At 58.1% G+C, this 22,457-nt stretch carries 20 protein-coding genes and 1 pseudogene; 14 read left to right on the top strand and 7 right to left on the bottom strand.

What is annotated here, in order from left to right:
* Window positions 1-93: 93 nt before the first annotated feature.
* On the bottom strand, window positions 94-1,842 hold the full coding sequence (ribBA, locus tag IQ254_RS11235; protein WP_193966263.1) for a bifunctional 3,4-dihydroxy-2-butanone-4-phosphate synthase/GTP cyclohydrolase II: 1,749 nt from the start codon (window positions 1,840-1,842) through the stop codon (window positions 94-96).
* Window positions 1,843-2,117: 275 nt separating this feature from the next.
* Between ribBA and argC the strand changes: the two genes are divergently transcribed.
* Entirely contained in the window at window positions 2,118-3,182 is a 1,065-nt protein-coding gene (gene argC, locus IQ254_RS11230) for an N-acetyl-gamma-glutamyl-phosphate reductase (RefSeq protein WP_193966247.1), read from the top strand.
* 69 nt (window positions 3,183-3,251) lie between these two features.
* Here the strand turns inward: argC and IQ254_RS11225 are convergent, their stop codons facing one another.
* On the bottom strand, window positions 3,252-3,641 hold the full coding sequence (locus IQ254_RS11225) for a hypothetical protein (protein ID WP_193966246.1): 390 nt from the start codon (window positions 3,639-3,641) through the stop codon (window positions 3,252-3,254).
* Window positions 3,642-3,863: 222 nt separating this feature from the next.
* Between IQ254_RS11225 and IQ254_RS11220 the strand changes: the two genes are divergently transcribed.
* Window positions 3,864-4,625, top strand: coding sequence for a metallophosphoesterase (locus IQ254_RS11220; protein WP_193966245.1), 762 nt, complete (start codon window positions 3,864-3,866; stop codon window positions 4,623-4,625).
* A gap of 383 nt (window positions 4,626-5,008) precedes the next feature.
* On the opposite strand, the gene gap is transcribed toward IQ254_RS11220, so the two are convergent.
* Window positions 5,009-6,061, bottom strand: coding sequence for a type I glyceraldehyde-3-phosphate dehydrogenase (gene gap / locus IQ254_RS11215; RefSeq protein ID WP_193966244.1), 1,053 nt, complete (start codon window positions 6,059-6,061; stop codon window positions 5,009-5,011).
* Between the two features lie 348 nt (window positions 6,062-6,409).
* Here gap and IQ254_RS11210 point away from each other — a divergent pair, with 348 nt between their 5' ends.
* Window positions 6,410-6,586: a hypothetical protein gene (locus IQ254_RS11210; RefSeq protein WP_193966243.1), complete on the top strand. Its 177-nt coding sequence runs from the start codon at window positions 6,410-6,412 to the stop codon at window positions 6,584-6,586.
* Window positions 6,587-6,673: 87 nt separating this feature from the next.
* Here the strand turns inward: IQ254_RS11210 and IQ254_RS11205 are convergent, their stop codons facing one another.
* Together IQ254_RS11205 and IQ254_RS11200 are read right to left on the bottom strand one after the other, a co-directional pair.
* Window positions 6,674-7,195, bottom strand: coding sequence for an alpha/beta hydrolase (locus IQ254_RS11205; protein WP_193966242.1), 522 nt, complete (start codon window positions 7,193-7,195; stop codon window positions 6,674-6,676).
* A gap of 193 nt (window positions 7,196-7,388) precedes the next feature.
* Window positions 7,389-8,105, bottom strand: a complete 717-nt coding sequence (locus IQ254_RS11200) for a GntR family transcriptional regulator (protein ID WP_193966241.1) — start codon at window positions 8,103-8,105, stop codon at window positions 7,389-7,391.
* Window positions 8,106-8,352: 247 nt separating this feature from the next.
* On the opposite strand from IQ254_RS11200, the gene IQ254_RS11195 reads away from it, so the two are divergent.
* The 9 genes and pseudogenes from IQ254_RS11195 (at window position 8,353) to IQ254_RS11155 (ending at window position 16,657) form a co-directional block, all read left to right on the top strand.
* A complete protein-coding gene (locus IQ254_RS11195) occupies window positions 8,353-9,294 on the top strand; it encodes a fatty acid desaturase (RefSeq protein ID WP_193966240.1) in 942 nt (313 codons plus the stop codon).
* A gap of 3 nt (window positions 9,295-9,297) precedes the next feature.
* Complete coding sequence (locus IQ254_RS11190; protein WP_193966239.1) at window positions 9,298-10,326, top strand: alpha/beta fold hydrolase; 1,029 nt, start codon at window positions 9,298-9,300, stop codon at window positions 10,324-10,326.
* Between the two features lie 166 nt (window positions 10,327-10,492).
* Complete coding sequence (locus IQ254_RS11185) at window positions 10,493-11,884, top strand: DICT sensory domain-containing protein (RefSeq protein WP_193966238.1); 1,392 nt, start codon at window positions 10,493-10,495, stop codon at window positions 11,882-11,884.
* Between the two features lie 9 nt (window positions 11,885-11,893).
* The gene (locus IQ254_RS11180) at window positions 11,894-12,556 is read left to right on the top strand and encodes a pentapeptide repeat-containing protein (RefSeq protein WP_193966237.1); all 663 of its coding nucleotides are present in this window, start codon (window positions 11,894-11,896) and stop codon (window positions 12,554-12,556) included.
* A gap of 46 nt (window positions 12,557-12,602) precedes the next feature.
* Window positions 12,603-12,836 (top strand): annotated as a pseudogene (locus tag IQ254_RS11175) (NAD(P)H-dependent oxidoreductase); the annotation flags it as partial.
* Window positions 12,823-13,224, top strand: a complete 402-nt coding sequence (locus IQ254_RS11170) for a hypothetical protein (protein ID WP_228040522.1) — start codon at window positions 12,823-12,825, stop codon at window positions 13,222-13,224. The pseudogene IQ254_RS11175 and the gene IQ254_RS11170, both read left to right, overlap by 14 nt.
* A 211-nt stretch (window positions 13,225-13,435) precedes the next feature.
* Window positions 13,436-15,139 (top strand): DUF3352 domain-containing protein, encoded by a 1,704-nt coding sequence (locus IQ254_RS11165; protein WP_193966236.1) that lies wholly within the window; start codon window positions 13,436-13,438, stop codon window positions 15,137-15,139.
* 13 nt (window positions 15,140-15,152) lie between these two features.
* Window positions 15,153-16,262, top strand: a complete 1,110-nt coding sequence (locus tag IQ254_RS11160) for a glycerate kinase (protein ID WP_228040520.1) — start codon at window positions 15,153-15,155, stop codon at window positions 16,260-16,262.
* A 59-nt stretch (window positions 16,263-16,321) separates the two neighbouring features.
* Window positions 16,322-16,657, top strand: coding sequence for an STAS domain-containing protein (locus IQ254_RS11155; RefSeq protein WP_193966235.1), 336 nt, complete (start codon window positions 16,322-16,324; stop codon window positions 16,655-16,657).
* Window positions 16,658-16,791: 134 nt separating this feature from the next.
* Here IQ254_RS11155 and IQ254_RS11150 read toward each other — a convergent pair whose 3' ends face one another.
* Window positions 16,792-17,925 carry a SpoIIE family protein phosphatase gene (locus IQ254_RS11150; RefSeq protein ID WP_193966234.1) on the bottom strand — a complete coding sequence of 378 codons (1,134 nt, stop codon included), beginning with the start codon at window positions 17,923-17,925 and terminating at the stop codon, window positions 16,792-16,794.
* Window positions 17,926-18,392: 467 nt separating this feature from the next.
* Here IQ254_RS11150 and IQ254_RS11145 point away from each other — a divergent pair, with 467 nt between their 5' ends.
* Complete coding sequence (locus IQ254_RS11145) at window positions 18,393-18,848, top strand: cupin domain-containing protein (RefSeq protein ID WP_193966260.1); 456 nt, start codon at window positions 18,393-18,395, stop codon at window positions 18,846-18,848.
* Window positions 18,849-18,920: 72 nt separating this feature from the next.
* Complete coding sequence (locus IQ254_RS11140; RefSeq protein ID WP_193966233.1) at window positions 18,921-20,624, top strand: CocE/NonD family hydrolase; 1,704 nt, start codon at window positions 18,921-18,923, stop codon at window positions 20,622-20,624.
* Between the two features lie 390 nt (window positions 20,625-21,014).
* On the opposite strand, the gene IQ254_RS11135 is transcribed toward IQ254_RS11140, so the two are convergent.
* Window positions 21,015-22,457 (bottom strand): NFACT family protein (locus IQ254_RS11135; protein WP_193966232.1); only part of this gene is annotated, 1,443 nt, incomplete at its 5' end.

Raw genomic sequence — 22,457 nt, 5'->3', positions numbered from 1 at the left:
CGAGTTCGTCGATGGGAAACAGGTCTTTGTATTGCGCATCGAAACGCAGGCCCGCGTGAGCGGGGGATGAATTTGGCCTCTGATTGCCCCACCCTAATCGGTTGGCCTATGGCTGGAGAACACATAAATTCGCTGGCTCTCTAGACTGCCGCAGAGGTCAGAGGGCCGGACGGTTCCAGCGGTAGGCACTGTATCGTGGTGGAAGACCTGGCGATCGAGCCCCACCTGCAACCCACTGAAGGGGTCGCTGCCGCCGGAAATCAAAAACGCGAGTTGCTCAATGTCGGGCCAGGCGGCGAGTTTGTCTAGCAGGGTGGCGATCGCGGTCATCTGCGGCTGGTCACAATCGCGGTACCAGGCCTCGGCCCCGGGCACAGGCGGTTTGTTGAGCCCCAGATTTACAATCAAGTGGGGTTGGCTAAACAGCGCTGCGGCGACGGGGCGGGCCTCCTCTTGCAGCATTAATCCCTGGCTGTGAGCCAACGCTCGCAGATTTTCTAGCTTGGGGTAGCTGTCCTGCACTGACAGGTCGCCCCCGCGCCAGTGAATCGCCACGGTCACTAGGTAGGTCTGCACCAGCAGGTGACCCAGCTTTTGGGCCTTGGTGGCCAGGTATCCGGAGTTGTAGTCGGTGGCCTCTATAATCAGCGGCACGCGGCTCACCATATCTAAGCCGTAGCCCTTAATGCCAGCAATCTTACGGGGGTTGTTGGTGATCAGGCAAAATTTCTGGACACCGATGTCGTTGAGAATCTGCGCTCCAATGCCGTAGTTGCGCTGGTCAACCGGCAGGCCCAGCTTTTCGTTAGCTTCTACGGTGTCGAGGCCCATATCTTGGAGCGAGTAGGCCTTGAGCTTGTTGACCAGGCCAATGCCGCGCCCCTCCTGGCGCAGGTACACCACCACGCCGCGTCCAGCCGATTCGATCATTTTGAGTGCCGCCTGGAGCTGCATCCGGCAGTCGCAGCGCAGGGAGCCAAAGGCATCGCCCGTCAGGCACTCGGAGTGGACGCGCACCATCACCGGCTGATCGGCGAAGGTGGCCGGATCGCCCTTGACCATGGCCACATGCTCTGAGCCATCGAGCAGATTGCGGTAGGCATAGATATCGAACTGGCCAAACTGGGTGGGCAGGCTGGCCACCGCCTCCCGTTGTACAAAGCGTTCGTGTTGAAGCCGGTAACTAATTAAATCGGCAATGCTAATCAGCTTGAGGCCAAAGGTTTTGGCGTAGTTGACCAGCTCTGGCAGTCGTGCCATCGAGCCATCGGGGTTTTGAATTTCGCAGATGACTCCCGCCGGGTAGAGCCCCGCCAGTCGGGCCAGATCGACCCCTGCTTCGGTGTGACCCGCCCGCTTCAGTACGCCGCCTTTCTTAGCCCGCAGCGGAAAGATGTGCCCGGGTCGGCGCAGGTCATTGGGGCGTGCGTTGGGGTTGATGGCCACCTGGATGGTGCGGGCGCGATCGTCGGCGGAGATGCCCGTGGTCACCCCCCAGCTAAGGGCGGCGTCGATGCTGACGGTGAAGGCAGTTTGCTCGTTTTCGTCTTCAAAGGCGCTGGGGCTGACCATCAGCGGTATATCCAGTTCGTCGAGGCGATCGCCCGTCATGGCTAGGCAGATCAGCCCCCGCGCTTCTACCGCCATGAAGTTGATGGTGTCGGGGGTGGCAAACTGGGCGGCGCAGACCACATCGCCTTCGTTCTCGCGGTTTTCGTCATCGACTACCACAATCGACTTCCCGGCAGCCAGGTCGTGGAGGGCTGACTCAATCGAGTCAAACTGAAACTCGGAGAATCCAGGCTGAGACTCGGAGGGCGGCGGGTTGACGGCGGCGGGCATCTCCGATGTGGGGTCGAGCACGGTGGGGCGAACCTTCATAAAATACAGTCACGTTTAAAATTCTAGCTTTATTGCCACGCCTTCACCCAAGGGCGGCTTGGGCTCAGCCTGGGGGATGACAATCACGACGGTGGCATCCTAAGCCACCATGCTGATCTGAGATTACTGGTTTACTATTACAGTGCCTATCGCAGGCGATGGCGCTAGCTGAGTCGGCGCGCTAACCCTAAGACCTACCCAGCCTCGTTACGCCCTTAAATAGCTACCCCAAAACCATGAGCGATTCACCCGCAGAGAAAATTAAAGTCGGTATTGTGGGTGCATCGGGCTATGGGGGAGTGCAACTGGTGCGGTTGCTGACCCAACACCCCCAGGTGGAGCTGGTTTATCTGGGGGGCGATAGCAGCGCTGGGCAGCCCTATACCGATATCTATCCCCACTTAGCGGGGTCGGTCAATCTCACGGTGGAGGCGGTCGATCTAGCTGCGATCGCCGAGCGCTGTCAGGCGGTATTCCTCTCGCTACCTAACGGCCTCGCCTGCACCATGGCCCCGACGCTGCTAGAGCGGGGCTGCCGGGTGCTCGATCTGTCCGCTGACTATCGCTTTGAAAATTTGAACACCTACCAGGCCTGGTACGGCGGCGATCGTACCGATCAGAGCACGGCCGCCGAAGCCGTGTATGGTCTGCCCGAGCTGTTTCGCGATCGCATTCGCGGGGCTCACCTGGTGGGCTGTCCCGGCTGCTATCCCACCGCCAGCCTGCTGGGCATTGCGCCCCTACTCAAGCAGGGGCTGGCCCAGCCCGACAGCCTAATTATCGATGCCAAATCGGGCACCTCTGGTGGTGGGCGGGTGGCCAAGACCAATATGCTGCTAGCCGAGGCCAGCAATTCGTTAGGTGCCTATGGGGTCGCCCGCCACCGCCATACCCCCGAAATCGAGCAAATTTGTACTCACCTGGCCAGTCAAGAGGTCACCGTGCAGTTTACCCCCCACCTGATTCCGATGGTGCGCGGTATTTTATCGACTATTTACGCTACCCTGCGCGATCCCGGCTTGGTGCGTGACGACCTGCTCACCATCTACACCGCCTTTTACCGCGCCTCACCCTGGGTGACAGTGCTGCCCAACGGCACTTATCCCCAAACTAAGTGGGCTTGGGGCACTAACCGCTGCTATATTGGCCTCGAAACCGACCCCCGTACGGGCCGTGTCGTCGTCATGGTGGCTATCGACAATCTCATGAAGGGCCAAGCTTCCCAGGCGGTACAGTGCTTCAACCTGATGATGGGGCTGGCAGAATCTACCGGGTTACCCACCACCACCTTTTATCCCTAGCTGCCGAGGGTTAGCTGACTGCCAGGCTGGGCTTTTCCTAAACCTGGTGCCCCTGGTTTGACCAGGAGGCTAGTCATCGGTCCAAACGATAGGTCGTTCCGACGATGATTGGTAGCCGGTTTGCTCTTGGGTGATCCGCTCGGCCTGGGCCGGATCAAAATAGCGATCAAAATCTGCCCGTAGTCTGGTGTTGGCGGTCTCCGTTTCAGCCAGGTCTTGACGGGTAGTTTCTAAGCGGTCTGCTTGCTTCTGCACGTAGGGCACTAGCCGAGTTAGCGATGCCGTCGCGACTAAAATTAAAAATCCATTGATGCCCAAGCGAGCGCTGATTTCCAGTACTGCAGAATGGCGCGCTAATTTTCGCCACGGGCTCACGCGTCGCCGCGATCGCCGCTGCCCGGTTCGCTGTGGTGTTGAGTGAGGGCTAGATAACTGGCGACGAGAGAGATGACGACTCATGAATTGTGGTGCGCGAAGCTGGCATTCATTATGCCTGAGAATTTGGAGATTAAACTTGGTTTGAGAGGATAAATCTAGTTTTCTGAGATCGGTAATCCCAGATAGTTGGGTCGCATCAGCAGATTTACCGAAAACTTTTTCTATATTAAGTGTGAGCATTGCGCAAAGTTGAAAGTTGGGATTGGGGTTAAGGCATAATAAAAGCAACTGGATCTCCTCCCCATGCCTCGAAGAATCTTTATTGGCGACATACACGGTCACTACGACGGCCTACAGCGGCTTTGGGATGCGATCGCCCCAGAATCCGACGATGAGATCTATTGTGTTGGCGATCTCATTGATCGGGGCCCAAAAAGTGCCGATGTCGTTGACTTTGTGCGTCAACATGCCACCGGCTGCGTGCGGGGCAACCATGAACAGTTGATTCTCGATACCTTCATCGACGGCAAAATTAACCCTCCCACTCTCCAGGGCTGGATCTTTAGCGGTGGCCAGGCCACCCTTACCAGCTATCAAGGGTCATCGTCTACCCTCGAAGACCACCTCGAATGGCTGCGGCAGTTACCCCTCTATATTGATCTGGGGGATCTATGGCTGGTGCATGCTGGGGTCAACCCCATGCTGCCCGTCGCCGAACAAAGCAGCTACGAAATGTGCTGGATTCGGGAAACCTTTCACAGCAGCCTGACTCCGTTTTTCTCCGATAAGTTAATCATCACGGGGCATACCATTACCTTTACGTTCCCCGGTATAGACCCAGGCCAAATTGTTGCTGGGCGCGGTTGGCTCGATATTGATACTGGTGTCTATCATCCCCGCAGTGGCTGGCTCACTGCCCTCGACTGGGACAACCAAATCGTCTACCAGGTGAATGTGTTTGAGCCGATCGAACGGGTGCGATCGTGCGATGAAGCGATTACCTACCTAGATCCCACGCTACTCAAGAAGCGCCCCCGCGATCTCCTCAGTCGCACTGCCTTTTGAATTGGGCAATAGCTAGTACCGCAAGGCAGCAGTAAGAAGGCAGAGGCAGAACGGGAACCCCAGGTCTCATAAGGGTTTCCGCGTGAGTAAACAGCTGGGTTATTGCCGCCTCAGAGGACTAGGGCGGCAAGGAATTTTGGATGCAGTCGATAACAATTTTGGGCATCGCTAGAGCATCGGTACAGGATGGCCAAAACCCCGGTTTCTTTGTCACTGCCCCAACGGCGTGACTGGTATTCTGGCTGAGAAACCGGGGTTCTGTACCGGCGGGCTAGGGGCTATGGCTGCTTCCACAAACGCCGAGTCACGGCTGATGGCCAGCCCGGCGGCGGTCAAAGATCCCCGATTTTTAAAAAACCAGGGATCTGGTTACCCAGGGCAACCTACACCGTGGCGGGAATCTTCACCCCAGCTAGAATACCTTCGCTTTGGGCCATATAGAGCATGAGGTCGATGACCCGCATCGAATACCCCCACTCATTGTCGTACCAGGCGACGACCTTAAAGAAATTGGCGTTGAGCCCCAGGCCTGCCCCGGCATCAAAAGTGCTGGAATGGGGATCAGCCGTAAAGTCGCTAGATACTACCTCTTCTTCGGTATAGCCCAGCACGCCCTTCATCGAGCCTTCAGCGGCAGTTTTCATGGCGGCGCAGATAGCCTCGTAGCTGGTGGGCTGCTCGGTTTTAAAGGTAAGGTCAACCACCGATACGTCAGGAGTCGGCACTCGCAGCGCCATGCCCGTGAGTTTGCCCTTAAGCTCTGGCAGCACCAGGGTGACCGCCTTGGCCGCTCCGGTGGAGGCAGGGATAATATTCTGCCCGGCCCCGCGACCGCCGCGAAAGTCTTTTTTAGACGGGCCATCGACGGTGGGCTGGGTGGCGGTAGAGGCATGAACCGTGGTCATTAGCCCCTCGGCCAGACCAAAGTTCTCGTGAATCACCTTGGCGATGGGGGCCAGGCAGTTGGTCGTGCAGCTAGCGTTCGACACAATTATGTCGCTGCTTGGGACAAAGCTGCCGTGGTTGACGCCAATGACCAGCGTGCGTACTTTCTCCGGGTCTTTGGTCGGGGCCGAGAGAATCACCCGCTTGGCCCCGGCCGCAACGTGCTGATGGGCGGTGTCAAAGGTGGTAAATAACCCCGTAGACTCAACCACATAGTCGGCACCCAGCGCCCCCCAAGGGAGCTCAGCCGGGTTGCGCATTGACATGCAGGGAATCTTTTTGCCGTCGACGACAATGCCATCGGCTACGGCTTCAACGGTGCCATCGAAGCGACCGTGGGTCGAGTCGTACTTAAGCAGATAGGCCAGATTTTTGGGCGGCACTAGATCATTAATGCCAACAAATTCGATATTGGGGTTTTTAATGCCGCCCCGCAGCACCAGACGACCAATGCGGCCAAAGCCGTTAATGCCAACTTTGAGGGTTGTCATGGTCAAATTATCCTTTGCGTAGGTTTGCCGTAAAACGCGTGGCTATTCGATCAGCCGATATGTGGCCCAATCGAAATGGATTGCCCGATGACGATGAGCCGGGGATGAAAACTCATCACACCTTGACAAATGTGTGTCGCTCCCCACTCCCCATGGGCAAATGCTACGGTCAAAATTTCTGTGACTGAAAGATTTACGCTTTTATTTCAGAGTTGAGTTTTGGGCTGGGGGTACTAAAATACTGGGTAAAGTAGGTGGCTCTACAGGCTCGTTGCTACCACGCCTCAAACTGGCTGGGTAAGTAGGGTTACCTGTAGCGGTTTACCAGGGTTTTAGTTCCAGTCGGCCATGGGAGATAGCGTCGTGTTTACTGGCTTGGATCTGGTAGTGATTTTGCTGGTGTTTTTCGCATTTTTCTACGCGACCGGCTCAAGTAAAGAATCAGAATTTAAGCTGGAACCCCTGACACTGCTGGTGGTAGCCATTGTGGTGGGTATGGTGGCGGTTTCGCTGTTAAATCGTTAACTTGTCGCCGCGATGTGGCCAGAGAGCGGCGGGTATGAAGCGTGTCGCCGCGAACCTCAGACGCACAACGATAGCTACAGAAAAAAGCTAGAGAAAAATCGATAGAGGCTCTAGCAAATCGGCCAAACGGGTCATGGCCGACTGAATGTTGTCGCCCTCTAGCACCACTTCTTCGGTGGGGTAGTTTTGCAGTACTTCGAGTAGGGTGATCTGCCGATCGCCGCTGGCTGAGAGAACTAGGGCCGATCGCAATGCTTGGCGATCGGCGACGCCGGTACCGGTATGAATAGATTCACCGAGATAGTCGAGAACCCACTCGCCAGGTCGGCTATTCAAGGAGCGATCGAGCATGACCGGGTCGGCCGGGAGTTCTCGGGTGAGGGCCGATCGCAGCTCGTCGGGCCCTTGTCCCGCCTGATCCAAAAGTCCAGCCAGGGTGCCCGACGATTCTCCTGTTTCGGCCAGCACCGCCAAAAGCGCTACGGGTACCCTGCGGCTAAACCCGCGATAGTTCAGCCGCACGTAGTCGGCCGCAACAACGGGGCTTGCCCCCAAGCAGGCGAGCCCAAGACTGGCCAGGGCGATCGCCGTTATTTGCTGTGGTTTCATCGCGCGCTCCAAATGGATATTAGCTCATGCATTAGCTGACGCAGGGCCGACCCTGGGGGTTGCCGCTGGGTTTAGTCAGTATAGCCGCGTTATGGAGGCCAGCCTTCGCCGCGAGACCCGCCGAATTGTGGTGATGAACGCTGGCTAACAGCCGGGTTGACGGAGGAGAGGAGCCGCCCCAAACCGCCTCCGACTATTGCCCCGATCGCGTGCTGAGAGAGTAGCAAAAGCGATCGGCCCGAGACACCGTAGCGCCGTGGAGCACTGGCTGCTGGCCGGTGGTATGGGCGGTGTAGCGATAGACCATCAGCGGGTGGCCCAATGGTACCTCTAAGTAGGTGCTCATTTCATAGTCGGCGTGGGTGCATTCGATGATGGCATCGACATGTTCAACCGGAATACCGTTTTGAGCCAGGGTGGGAAAGGTCATCTGGTGCTGTAGCTGGGATGCCAGCGGGTCACCGAACTTAGCATTTAGGTACGACAGGTCGATGGCCCCGGCGACTCCATCCATGCAGAGTAGTTTTTTTTGTAGATAGACGTTGCCCTCGGCGAGTAGCCCCAGCTCTATCGCCACGTCATCGGGAGGCACCGTGCGTTCAAACTCGAGATTCTCAAATGAAAAGGCTACGCCCTGGCGGATCATGTCTTGCTCTAGAAACACCAGGGGGCTAGACAGCGAGTAGGTAACTTTTTTTTGCGGCGTGACAAATACGCCTTTGCCTCGGTAGGCGATCGCCAACCCCTGACTGACTAAATTGGCCACTGCCTGTCGGGCCGTGATGCGACTGACGCTAAAGGTTTCCATTAGCTGGTGCTCGCTGGGGAGGCGATCGCCAGACCGGTATTCACCTGCTTCAATCTGGTGACGCAGCCGTTGAGAAATGCTGATGTGAAGAGGCGTTGACATTGTCGGAGCCGTGGGTGAGTACCCTGGAGATTGCCTGCGTAGGGGCTTTGATGACCCAGGGCAAATATGCTAGGTTAACTTGTTATAACAAGTTGTGTGTGGTTCTGGTGGCGAGTGGTGCCACCGATGAACTGTGGTCGGGAAATAAGCTCAGGGCAAACAGCCGCTACAGGGTGTCTGACTCAGCTGGTTCCCGATTGCTTGATTATCAGACCTTGTCTCGACATTTGCTACCTAAGCCATAACTATGCTGACGAATACTACCTCTGTTGCTGGGCTCGATCCGCTGCCCAGTCAGCCCCGTCAAATTTTATCGACTGAGGCCCTAGCCCTGCTCAATCAACGCTCTAACCGAGCGGGCCTGCTTCAGTTTACCGGTCATCTAGGGGCGATCGCGCTGAGCGGCTATCTCTGGGCCACAGCGCCCTGGTGGTTGGCGCTGCCGTCGCTGGTGCTCTGTGGGGTGGCCCTGGCGCTGATGTTTTGCGCCATGCATGAATGCTGCCACCGCACCGCTTTCGCCAGCCCTCGGCTCAACGACGCCGCTGCCTGGCTGGCGGGTCTGCTGTCGTTTTATAACAGCACCTTTTATCGGCGCTACCACAAGTGGCACCATCGCTATACCCAAATTCCGGGCAAAGACCCAGAGTTAGAAGACCCCAAGCCGGTCAGCTTGGGTGACTACTGTTGGCAGCTCAGCGGCATTCCCTGGTGGATTGGTAAGCTGAATTGTCACAGCCGGGTGGCGGTGGGCCATTTGGAGGGGTGCTACTATCTGCCCGACACTTGCCATGGCGAAGTCATGCGATCGCTGCGCCTGCAACTGCTGACCTACGCCGCCGTGGCGGCGGTATCGGCCCTGCTGGGTCACCCTTGGTTTTTGCTGACCGGCTGGGTCTTGCCCCTGGCACTGGGTCAACCGCTGCTGCGATATGTGCTGCTGGCCGAGCACACGGGCTGCCCCAACGATGCCAACCCGTTGCGCAACACGCGCACTACCCTCACGCTGTGGCCCCTCCGCTGGCTGATGTGGAACATGCCTTACCATGCTGAGCACCACCTGTATCCATCGATTCCGTTTCAGGCTCTGCCAGCGGCCCATGCCCAGCTCAAGCCTTACTTTGAGCATGTCGATGACGGCTATGGGCAGGTTCACCGCGAGATCGTGGCCGAGTTAGCTAGGGCATAAATAATGACAACGCCCGGTCGGTTTGTGCTCAAAGATTTTTCGCTGCAGTGTGGGGTGGTGCTGCCTGAGGTTGAGGTGGTGTATCAGGTCTACGGCGAACTCAATCGCGCTTTCGGGGCGGATCGCGCCGCGAATCGCACCAACGCCATTCTCTATCCCACCTCCTACGGGGCCCAGCACACCGATGTCGACTGGCTGGTGCGCCCCGACGGCATTCTCGACTCCAGTCGCTGGGGTGTAGTGATGGTAAATATGTTGGGCAATGGCCTCTCGACCTCACCGAGCAATTGCCCAGCGGTGGCCCAGCCCGGTGTCTACTTCACCCACTACGACAACGTGCGGGCCCAGTTTGCCCTCGTCACCGAGGAATTAGGCCTCGACCAGCTGGCCCTCGTCTATGGCTGGTCGATGGGGGCGCAGCAGGGTTACCACTGGGCAGCCCTCTACCCCGATCGAGTACAGCGCCTGGCGGCCCTCTGTGGCACGGCCAAAACCACCGACCACAATAAGGTCTTTCTCTACAGTTTGCGCGCCGCCCTCACCAGCGACCCAGCCTGGAATGGAGAACGGTTTGAGGCGGTGCCCGATCGCGGCTTTCATACCTTTGCCCAGATCTACGCCAGCTGGGCGGCATCCCAGGCCTACTACCGGGCCAAACCCTATCTGGCCTGGGGCTATGAGTCGCTCGAAGACTATATCTTGCGAGGATGGGAGGCGGGCTATCGCCAGCGCGATCCCCACAATCTGCTGGCGATGATCGACACCTGGCTGCGCTGTGACGTGGGCAACAACCCGGTCTATAACGGAGACTACGCCCGCGCCATGGGGGCGATCGCCGCCCAGACCCTGGTGATGCCCGCCGCCACTGACCTCTATTTCACCCCAGAAGATTGTGCAGCCGAGGCGGCGCTGATAGCCAACGCGACGTATCGGCCCATTCCTTCGATCTGGGGGCACCGAGCGGGTAACCCCTATCAAAACCCCGAGGATGAAGCCTTTATCCGCCAGGCGATCGCAGAGCTGCTGGCCTAGCGGTGTGATTCTCGTAGAGATGCTGGTGTCAAATTGATGGCCAAACACCGCACCAATAGCCAATGGCTGGAGCGACCCCCATTGTGCATTGACCATCGGCAGCGCCTATTCCCGAGCTGCGTTATTATCCTAGATACGTGGTCGTAGGGTTATTTAGAGGGCTGAAATGCTAGACGGGTCAATACTCAAGCAGTTGGTAAACGGCCGCGCTGAGCCAGACGCCACGCCGCTCAACTATGGCGTTTACTACAAATATACCCTCGTCGCCCTCTGCCACGCCCTCGAAGACTGCATCCTGACCTCTGGCACGGATCCCCTTGTCATTACCGCCTTTCAGCGGGGCAAATGGTATCTCGAAGAGGCTGAACGCTACAGTGCGATCGCCGATAAGGCCAAGCAGATTGTCATCATGGCCTCGCCAGAAGCGGGCTTCCACGAGCATCCCACCAGCCAGCGTGAGAACGTCGCCTTAGTTGATCTGGCCGACGACGACCCGGTGGCCGAAGAATGGCATCTGATTATTATCTCGCCCAGCTACACGGCCATGGTGCTCTGTCAGGAGCTGTCAGCGGATGACTACGGTAAAATTGGCGTGCCCGAGCACGATCTAGAGCGCAAGTTTTACGGATTTTGGACCTTTGACGCCACCCTCGTGAAACAAACCGTAGACCTGGCTGTGGCCCACCTCGGGCGATATAACCCCGCTCTCCAGGCCCAGCTCACCGATCACCTAGCTAAGCTGACGACTCAAACCCCTTTACTCCATAGCGATGAGCCCGCTGCGGTCAACAATACCGTTGCCCAGGTGGTGCAATACCTAAAAGACAGTCGCAAGGATCTCAAAAATAATCTCACCTTTAGCCTGATTGACGACCTAGACCAAAACCTCATCTCCAATGAACTGCAGGCCTTTTTGCGTATGGCCCAGCTGGTCGATTTGAGCGACCCCATCAATCCCATGGCAGCCAGCGAAGTGGTGGCCCTACTCGAAATGATGAGCCAGTTACTCGATTTGCCCGCCTGGCAGATTCAGCGGCTGCGGCTAGCGGCTATGCTGCACCGCATTGCTCCGGCTCCCGATCTAACGGCCATTACCAACGCCGGGCCCAGTTGTCCCCTCATACCAGAGGTGCAGACGCTGCGCCTGATGCCCCACCTGCGGGCCGTGGCAGCCATCATCGCCCACCAAGGAGAATACTGGGATGGTAACGGCTACCCAGCTGGCCTAGCTGGCGATGCCATCCCGCTGGAGTCGCGAATGCTGGCTTTGGTCGCTGAATTTCAGCGCCGGGTTACCGAGGTACGTCACCACCAAGCTACCGCTGACAGCGACCTGTCACTCCTGGGAGACGTCTTGGCCACCTGCCAAACCGAAGCAAGCCAACGATGGGATCCTAAACTAGTCGAAATCCTCGGTTTGATGGTGATGGGCCTACAGCAGGGGATGAGTTTGCCCACAATACCCACTAAAATTACCCTAGGGTCTGGGCTGCTGAATCCTGATTTAGACGAGCACCCAATAGTGTCTCATACCCAGTCTTCAATACTGCCTCACTAAACTGTACCTGTGCCTACGGATTCCCTCGATATTGCCGCCCTGCGCCAGGGCAAGCTCCGCCACCTGGCCGGGGCCGACCTTGAAGATGAAGACCTCTCGGGTAGCAACCTGGCGGGGGTAAACCTGGCGGGGGCTACCCTGGTGGGAGCCAACATTAGCCGGGCCTCGCTGGCCAAAGCCCATCTGGAGGGGGCCAACCTGATGGGAGCCAGTCTGGTGGGTACTGACCTGCGGGCCAACCTGTGGGGGGCCAACCTGATGCAATGTGATCTCACGGGAGCTGACCTGCGGGGTGCTAATCTGCGCGGAGCCAACCTGATGGGGGCCCGGCTGGATGGGGTGAGCCTGGCGGGGGCTTTTTTGAGCGGCTGCAACCTGATGGGGGTCAATCTCCAGGGCGTAGACCTGCGCGGAGCCGACCTCCGGGGGGCTAACCTCAGTGATACCAACCTGAAGGCAGCCGATCTCACCGGTGCTGACCTGCAAGGGGCCCGGCTCGACAATGCCAACCTGGAAGAAGCCGATCTGCGTCAGGCTCGGCTATCGGGAACATCGTTGATTGGGGCCAACCTGCTCTGTGCCGACCTCTCGGGCACGCAGCTAGATGGTGTGAGTTTTACGGGAGCCTGCCTGATTGGCACTACCCTAGATGGTTTACCGCAGTTGGGTTGAGCGACTGAAACACAAAATTTGCCATGAGCGCTGAGCACCGGACAAAATTTTATTTCTCTATGGCTCGCTGCGATCGCGTTCCTACAGTCGGCTACTGGCTGAGGAGGCCGCTCGCATGATTGAGGAGTTTGGGGCAGAGGCCCGGTTTTTTTATCCCCACGATTTGCCCCTGCATGGCAGTGTGCCTGACAGCCACCCTAAGGTGCAGGAGCTGCGGAATTTAGTGCTGTGGTCAGAGGGGCAGGTCTGGTCAAGCCCTGAGCTGCATGGCAACATTAGATGAAAGACTCGCCCCATGCTTGGGGTTGATCGTCCTAACCGCTACCGTTGGTTGCCAGCCAGCCGCTACGACAGGCAGCTTGAGCGCCACAGATAAGATCGCCTTTGACCTCAGCGCCCTAGATGACAACGGTCTCTACGGCCCTGCCGATGGCAAACGCTCCCTCGACTACGAGTTTTGTATCCCTACCGGCGAGGCCTATGCGGTGGCCATTAGCGCCATTGACCCCTCGGCGCAGTTCTTTCCCCAGAGCCAGGGCCGCATTGGTTGTGGCGACGGTGAGGTACTGACGATCGGCAATACCCACCAGGCCAACCACCAAGACATTCTGATCGAGTTGGCCAACCTCAACTATATCGATCGCATTCAGCCCGTCTACTGGGAGTAGACCCTACCAGGGCTTGGGCGGCGGGGCGATCGCTGCGATCGCAGCGGAGAAGGTTAGACCTGGTCGGCAAGCAATGGGACAATTTATATTGTTGAGTTTCTCAACAGTCCGTTGGTTTCTCAGCAGCCATGGGTAGGGCCGGGCCATACACTAGGGGAGCAATAAATTGCGTGGATAATCACTGTGGGTACGTTGGGGTCGCATGAGGTCAATGAAGTTTCGCTCATTTATTCGCCCCCTCGCTATTGCTGCCGGGCTGGTGCTGGTGCTGGGGGTGGGTCTGCTGGGACGATTTACCCTCAACACTCCGCTTTATTTAATTGAGCGTGGTGGTTTAGCGCAGCCCCAGGCCCTCCAGTTTGTGCCCAAGCAGTCAACCTTGGTGGCCTCGGTGCTGGTGCGCCCTGACCGTTTGGCCAGCCTGTGGGAGTACCTGGCTGCCCCTAGCCAGCGTCAGGAGGCCCGGCGCGACCAGGCCAGTATCGAGCAGGTGTTGCTAGCTAACACTGGGCTGAACTACGATCGCGACCTGCAACCCTGGCTGGGGGATGAAATCACTGGCGCCCTGGTGACCGCTGATCTTGATCAAAACCCAGCCAATGGCCTGATGCCTGGCTATCTTGCGGTCTTGTCTTGCCAAGACCCCCAGGCGGCCCAGGCGGCTCTAGAGCTGTACTGGCAAAACCGCGCGATCGCAGGGGATGCCCTGACCTTTGAAGACTTTTCGGGAAACCGCCTGATCTACGCCCGCCCACGGGCTCAGCGAGCGCCCGCTGAGGACTCGGCTCAGCTCGCCACCGCCCTGGTAGCCAACCGCTATCTGCTGGCGGCCAATCACCCTGAGGTTCTGCGCCAGGCCCTGACCGCAGCCCAGTCCAACGATCTCAACCTGCAATCCGATCGCCGCTATAAAACCGCCCTGGGTAAATTGCCGCCGACTCGAGTGGGGTTGCTAGCCCTTAATCTGCCCGCGCTAGGGCAATGGCTCAATCCTACGATGGCCAAGGGACAAGGTCTCGGTGCCTTGGGTGCCATCGATGACCAGGTCGGTTGGGGGTTAATGTCTTGGCAACTGACCCGTCAGGGGCTGGTGGGCCATACGGCCCTGCTAGCCGCCCAGGGGCATCGCCTCCATGCCCAGCAGCCCAGTAACACTAGCTGGGCTGCGATCGCGCCCTACCTGCCTGACTCTCTGGCTGTGGCAGCGGTAGGATCTGACCTGTTGACCCTGGGGCAAGCCCTGCAGCCGCTGCTGGCGATTGTTTCCCCTGATGAAACGACCCCTCCCCTCGATCGCCTGCTGGATGAGGCCCTGGGGGCCGGGGCCACGGCTCTGGTCAAGACTGGGGTTGACGGTGCCTATGGTGTGGGGCTATCGGCTTCTACCCCAGGCACCACGCTAGACTGGTTGATCGTGGCTCCCCAGAGTGAGACCCTGACCGCTAACCTAGAGGCGCTGAGCGATCTGGCCCGGCACCAGGGCCTTGGGGTAGGGACGCTGGATTTGCAGGGGACGCCGACGATCGCCTGGACTCGCCTGTCGTTGCCCCAGCGTTCGGGGTCACAGCCTCTACAGGTGAAGGCGGCGGTGGCGGGGCTCAACGCTCAGGTTGACCAATACGAGGTGCTTACCGCCTCGCCTGCTACGCTAGACATGGTGCTCAACCCAGCGGTGCGGCAGCGCCCGAGCTGGTGGCAACAGGTGGCCGAGGTGTCGGGGCCTAGCACTGGCTACATTCACATCGACTGGCCCCAAGTACAGGGCAACTTAACCACCCGGCTGCGCCATTGGCAGCTGTGGAGCACCGCCGCTCAGCCTGCCCTCAAGCATCTCCGCCAAATTACCCTGGTCGGTAGCGATCGCAGCGACGCGATGCAGATCGGTCGCATTCTGGTGCAGCTCAGTAACCAATAGGGTGAATGCCGCGATGGTAGATTTGACAGCGACTCCCGACAATGTTGCGACTCCCGACAATGTTGCGATCGCCCCGCTGCTCGCCAGCCACTTGGCTGGTCATGCCCTCGACGATGCCCAGTGGCAGCAGCTCTTGGCCTGGGAACTGGCTGACCCCCCGCGGGCTATTGCCTGGGGCCTAGACACGAGTAACGGCCTCGCCCAACTCCAGGAACGGCTGCACTGGTTGCAGGCTGTGGCGCCTCACCACAGCGCTCTGCCGCTGCCTGCGGCCCCGATCGAGCGCTACTTGAACCTGTACTGGCAGTTGTGGCTACCCCTCGCCCTGAGCCTCAAGCAGGCTCGCGACCGGCTCGATGGCCCCCTGGTACAGGGGGTGTTAGGGGGGCAGGGCACCGGCAAGACCACCCTGACGCTGATTTTGCGGCACCTGCTGGCGGCGATGGGCTATAACGCCGTGGGGCTCTCCATTGATGACATCTACAAAACCCATGCCGACCGCCAGCGGCTCATGCAGATCGACCCTCGGCTGCGGTGGCGGGGGCCGCCGGGCACCCACGATGTCGATTTGGGGCTGGCTACCGTAGCCCAGATGCGTGGGGCAGCTCGGGGTGAGGCCGTAGCGCTACCCCGGTTTGATAAATCTCTGCACGGTGGCGAGGGCGATCGGGTCGAGCCAGAATGGGTGCAAGATATAGATATTTTGCTGTTTGAAGGCTGGTTTTTGGGGGCGCGGCCCATTGACCCCGCTCAGTTTGATCAGGCCCCGGCTCCCATTGTCACCGAGGCCGATCGCCAGTTTGCCCGCGCCATGAACGATCAACTTGCCATCTACCTGCCGCTTTGGGACTGCCTAGACCGTCTGATGGTGCTCTGCCCAGCAGACTATCGCCTCAGTAAACAGTGGCGTAAGGATGCTGAACACCAAATGAAAGCTCAGGGTAAAGCGGGCATGAACGACGCCACCATTGATGAATTTGTGGAGTATTTTTGGCGAGCCCTGCACCCAGAGCTGTTCATTAACCCCCTTAAGCGCGATAGTGATCACGTTAATCTGGTGGTGGAAATTGGCCGCGATCGCACTCCTACAGCCATTTACTCTCCGGCATTAGCTATGATTTAGGCGTAGTGCTAGAGGGCCAGTTCCCCGCCCATTGTTTATTCAGGACAGTGAATTTTATTATGACTACTAACGTTCAAGTTATTCAGCCCACCGGTATTTTAGATAGCACCAAGGCTGAAGAGTTTCGTCAGGCGGTGGAAGAACTGCTGCAAGACGGAGCCAATGTCATTTTAGTTGACCTCAAAGATATTACTTTCATTGACAGCTCGGGCCTGGGCACCCTGGTGGTACTGCTGAAGAAGATTCGGGGACTGAACCGCAGTCTGTGTATTTGCTCCACCAATGACCAGGTGCGCATGTTATTTGAGCTCACCAGCATGGATCGGGTGTTTGACCTATACGAAAACCGGCAGGCATTTGAAAATGCCCATCTCTCAGTATCTGAGGGTGTCTAAAGTCTATTCAAGTTCAGGGGCTCTACCACTTTTCCCCTAGGCCTTTGTGGCTGGCAGGGGGATTTAGCCCAACTTTCGGTTTCTGCTCTCGGCGTTGAGACGGTATAGGCGAGCCGATGGAGCAACTCAAAGCATCAATCTAAGCTGACCATCATCAGCGACATATCATCGCTGGCGATGTCTCCCGCCTGGCGCTGAATGACCGTATCTAGAATATGGTCAACGCTTTTCTCGCGCTTGGCCAGGGCCAGTAAGTCTACAAAAGCATCCAGACCGATATATTGATCGTTCTTTTGGAGTACTTCGTAGAGCCCGTCGCTAAATAGGTAGAGGCTACTATTGGGGGGCAGTTGGCAGCGCTGCCACTTATACTTGGCGTCGGGCAACATACCCACGGGCATGCCAGAAGTCCGTAGACAGGTCGTGGTAATCTGCTGATCGGCATCGATAGACACTAGCACCGCCGGGGGGTGCCCCGCGCTGGCATAGAGCAACTGGCGGTTAGCGCAGTTGAGCACGCCATACCAGATGGTGAAATATTTCTGATTTTGGTCGCTCATTTGAAAAGTTTCATTGAGCGCCCGCAGTACTTTCTCGGGTCGGTAGAAGCTGACATCGGGCAGCGACTGCGATCGCAGCACATTGAGCACCGATGTCGAGAGCAGCGCTGACCCCAACCCGTGGCCAGACACATCGAGCAGGTACATGACCAGGTAGTCGGGGTCAAGCCAATAGTAGTCGTAGCAGTCGCCGCCCAGCTGCTGAGAGGGCACAAACCGCGACTGAATCGGTACCCGGCCCGTCTGATCGTTGGGCAACAGCGATCGCACGTAGCCCTCGGCCTCGGCCATTTCGGCCTCCATGCGCTGCTTTTGCTGGCGCAGATCCTGGGTGAGTTGGTAAATGCGTAGCCCCGCTCGCACCCGTGCATTGAGTTCGTTAATATCTACTGGCTTAGACAGCAGATCGTCGGCACCCATTTCGAGCCCTTTGACCCGGGCCGCCGTACTGTAGCGGGCAGTCAGCAGCAGCAGCGACGTAATCGACAGCACCGGATGGTGCTTGAGGGCGTGGCAAATGGCCAGTCCATCAATGGTGCCAGGAATATTCCAGTCACAGATAATCACCCCAGGCAGCAGCTTTTCTGCCAGCACTAATCCCTCAGCCCCGGTGCGGGCAGTCGTCACGCTGTAGCCCTGCTGCTTCAAAGCGCTAACTAAAAACTGCTCTGTAGGGGCATCGTGCTCAATGATGAGAATGTCGATCATGCTGCGCGTTAGGCCAAGGAAATAATCATTGAATCGGCAAAGGTTATAGAGGGCTGGGGCTCAATCGCGATGACCAAAGTAGGTGCTCAGGCCCCGTACTCAACCATCTCTCACTCAGCTAACCCTCGGTGCAAGGCAATTCTGAGATTTAGCCTAACCCTAAACCATGCTGCTCAGTGCGGTTTATGAAGATCTGACATGATCGGGTGAAAGGAACCGATTGGTAATTAGCTCTAGGTTAACTGTGCCCTGACCAGCTCAGATACTCACAGTTAGATAGTCACACTCGACTATTCACAGGTGATTTTGCCAACCAGGCAACTTTTTATGAAAGGTGCGGTGGGTTACTGTGGTCTCCATGGCAGTCTGGAACGATGGTTAAGCCCGCACTAGCAGCTCGCAAATTAGGCCGATCTTTTATGGACACTTTAGTAATGCCCACCGAGGTCATACCTGAGCCCTGCGCACTGCCCACCAGCTGCGTTATGCCGATCTACAAGTCGCCTCGAGACTACCAAGCTTACCGAATTAGCCCGGGTGACACCAACCGTCTGGCCCTAGTGTTTGACCCCACCATTGCGGGTATGTCGCTAACCTACTGCGTCGAAATTTTTGATGTGGGCGGTAAAACCCCTCCCAACCGCCACCGGGTCGCCGTCGAAATGTTCTTTGTGCTTAAGGGTGCAGGCCGCGCCACCTGTGATGGCAAAACCGTAGACATCAGCGCTGGCGACAGTATTTTGGTGCCTCCCAACGGGGTTCATGAGGTGGAAAATACTGGCTCGACTCGACTTTACACCCTTTGCATTATGGTGCCTAACGAAGACTTTGCCGAGCTGATTCGCAGCGGCATGCCGGTCGAACTCGATGCCGAAGACTTGGCCGTGCTGGAGCGGCACGATGCTCGGCCCATGAGCCTGTAGCGTTGTGAGCAGCGCCGATCCTTGAGTAAGCCCCATCGCTCTGGCCCATACCCTGTTCTTCCTGTGCAGACCATGATGCTGACTGTACCGGGAGATGCGGGTACTGCTGCTGTCAAGCTAGAGGCCGACCTGTACTATCCCCTGGGGGATGGGCCATTTCCCGTGCTGCTGATGCGGCAGCCCTACGGTCGGGCGATCGCATCGACCGTAGTCTATGCCCACCCCACCTGGTATGCCAGCCATGGCTACATCGTGGTGATTCAAGACGTGCGGGGGCGCGGTACGTCTGGCGGTGAGTTTGATCTGTTTCGCCATGAGGCTGACGACGGCTACGCCACGGTGCAATGGGCGGCAGGGCTACCCCAGAGCAGTGGCAGGGTGGGCATGTATGGGTTCTCCTACCAGGGCATGACCCAGATTTATGCGGCCTCTAAACAGCCACCCGCGCTGCAGGCGATCGCCCCCGCCATGGTGGGCTATGACCTCTACAGCGATTGGGCCTACGAAAATGGTGCGCTACCCTTGCAAATTGGCCTGGGCTGGGCGCTCCAACTGGCCGCCGAGACCGCCCGCCGACAGCAAAACCCCGTCGCCTATCAGGCCTTGTTTCAGGCAGCCCATGCCTTGCCTCTAGACGAGGCTATGCCCGCTCGGCCCCAGGTGCTGCAGACCTACGCCCCCGACTCATTTTTTCATCACTGGCTCGACCATCCCCAACCCGACAGCTACTGGCTAGAGTTGCAGCCCGACCTAGGACAGGTGGATTTGCCGATGCTGCACATCGGTGGCTGGTACGATCCTTATCTGCGCGGTGATCTACGTCTCTATCAGCAGATGGTGGCCCAGAGCCATGCTCCCCAGTCGCTCTGGATTGGCCCTTGGGGACATTTGCCCTGGTGTCGTCGCGTGGGTGCCCTCGACTTTGGCCCAGAAGCCGATAGCCCAATCGACTGCCTGCAGCTGCGCTGGTTTGATCGATTCCTCAAGGGCCAGGTAGCTGACGAATCCCGGGAACCCGCTATTCGACTGTTTGTGATGGGCCTCAATCAGTGGCAGGAATGCGATCGCTGGCCGACCGGCCCCGGCTCACCCGTCTACCTCACCAGTACGGGCTTGGCGGGGCTGCGTTCTGACGATGGTCGCTTGACCTCTGACCCGCCTGCGTCACTGGATCCACCGCCCCCAATGGATGTGATTGTCCATGACCCCTGGCGACCGGTACCCTCCCTGGGCGGGCACTGCGGGTTGCCTGCGGGGCCGTTTGATCGGGCTGCTATCGACAGCCGTACCGACGTTCTCACCTACACCACCCCACCTTTGCCCGATGGTTGGACGCTGGTGGGTGTACCCACGACCACCCTCTACTGCCGGGCCGATACTCCCAGCTTTGATCTCAGCGTAGTGCTCTCTGAGGTTCGGGGCGACGGTCGAGTGATGCATCTGACCCAGGGGCATTGCCGCGTCGATCACCATGACCCTAACCAACCGCATTTCCAGGCGATCGCCCTAGCGCTCCACCCTACCGCCTGCACCCTGGCCCCAGGGCATCAGCTGCGGCTGAGTGTCGCGGCAGCGTGCTTTCCGGCCTATGCGCTCAACAGTGGTACCGGGGCCGGGCCGGGTGACTGTGCCCAACTCGATTACCGCGTGACTACCCTGACGTTGGCTCACGATGCTCAGCATCCTGCCTGTATCACCTTGCCGATCAATGGGCTCTCGACAGCAGCCCCTGCCCGGCGCCCTACCCGAGAGGGCGATCGCAAACGTAACGAATAAAAAAAATCGGCCCCCGAAGGAAGCCGATGTAGGTAATACTAAAAATCTACGTTGTTCTCTCAAATTGGAAGAAACCACCAGAATCTATTGCACTTGGGTAGTGCTAGAAGCTGACTGTCTTTTCCCTGGAGGGCTCTCATCTCCTCCGTTGCTCATTGTAACAACAAGTACAGAATTTCATTAATACAATCTCTGTCGATTGTGTTATGGTTCGATAACTTAAGCTGATGAGCAGATGTACTCAGTGTCTGTGGAATTTCTTCACCATTGCCCTGCGGGTTAAGCGCAGTCCAGCCTGTGCTTAGAGGTTAAGCGCAGGCTGTTTGGTATCAGCGGCGACGGGGCGTGGATGGTGGCCCTGGCTCCCTCAGATGGATGGCCGACCGAGGGCTAAGCCAGCGTAAAATGCTGCTCAATGCAGCGGGGTTGTCCCCAAATCACCGTTTCATATTTGTAAATCACCATGCCGGGCCGGGCGCCCTTGGGTTTGTAGACGTGGCGGGGTTGGGTGTAGACCACGGGCACCTGGTCGGCCTGCCGGGCGCGGCTAAAGTAGGCGGCTAGGTTGGCGACGTACTGGAGGTCGCGATCGCTGGGGGCCTGACCGGCCCCCAGCCGTAGCAGCACGTGGCTACCTGGAATTTCCTGGGTATGAAACCAGAGGTCGTAGTCGGTGGCCAGGGTTGATATCAGCAGGTCATTTTGGTGGTTGTTGCGACCCACCAGCACCGGCAGCCCGTCGGGGGTGCTGAACTGCCGCAAGCCCTCGCTGGCATCTTTGCGATCGCTAGGGCGATAGTCGGGCACGGTCATATAGCCCTGCTGAATCAGCTCACTGCGGATATCGCTAAGCGCTTCGAGATCGCCGGGTTCGTTATAGATGGGTAAGTCGCCCAGGGCCGCATCAATTTGCTCTAGATACGCCAGTTCTGCCTGCACCTCGGTCAGTAGGGGGGCCACGGCGTCTTTAGCGCGCCGGAGTTTTTGGTGTTGCCTATAGAGCCGCTGAGCCTGTTGAATCGCGGTTTTATCCGGGGCAATAGGAATAGTCACCGGCTTCCCGGTGGCAAAATCTTCTCCGGTAATGCTGGTGCAGCCGGGCTGCCACTGGTGGCTATAGGCCATCAGCAGGTCAGCCTGCTGGCGATACTGGTCGGCCTGGGCCGACTGGTCGAGGCGTTGCTCAAAGGTGTTGGCCTTTTGCCTGAGCTTGTCGAGTAGCCCCTTGAGTTTTTGCTGAATCTGGTTTTTGAGCCGCTCAAACTGTTGGAGGTTGAGTTCCTGGCTGTAGTACTGGTTGAGCAAGCTATGCACATCGGCCACCGGATCCTTGCCATCCCAATCGAGCATGGTGTAGCCCCCCTCGACCCAGCCGGGGTAAAACTGGCTTTGCGCCAGGGCTAAGAGCCAGCGCTGCCACGCCTCAAACAGCCGATCCCAGTCGGGTTGGGTGAGGCTGTCGGCGGCTTGGTCGGGGGTGAGGCGGGCCGTTGCTAGCAGCGATCGCACCAGCGACGAACTCAGCCCCCCATAGCTCTGCATCAGCATTTTTTTAAGGGTAGAGGGCACCAGGGTCACCCGTTCTTGCCATGTCGCTTGGGATTCTTCTAGGCTGGGCAGCTGGTTCATAATCGCTGGCGGCAGCACATAGGGATCCCCAGTTTGAATGGGGCGCACCCGCGACTGCTGGTCACTGACCTGGTGGGCGGCGGTCACAATCTGGTTTTGGGCATTGGCGAGAATAACATTGCTGTACTTGCCCATGATTTCGACATAGAGGTGCCACTGGGGCGGGTCGCCAGGGCGGGGGCCAAACTTCAAGTCGAGGGATCG

Source organism: Nodosilinea sp. LEGE 07088, from assembly GCF_015207395.1.
Taxonomy (GTDB): Bacteria; Cyanobacteriota; Cyanobacteriia; order Phormidesmidales; family Phormidesmidaceae; genus Nodosilinea.
This window is presented reverse-complemented; position numbering and strand designations above follow the sequence as displayed.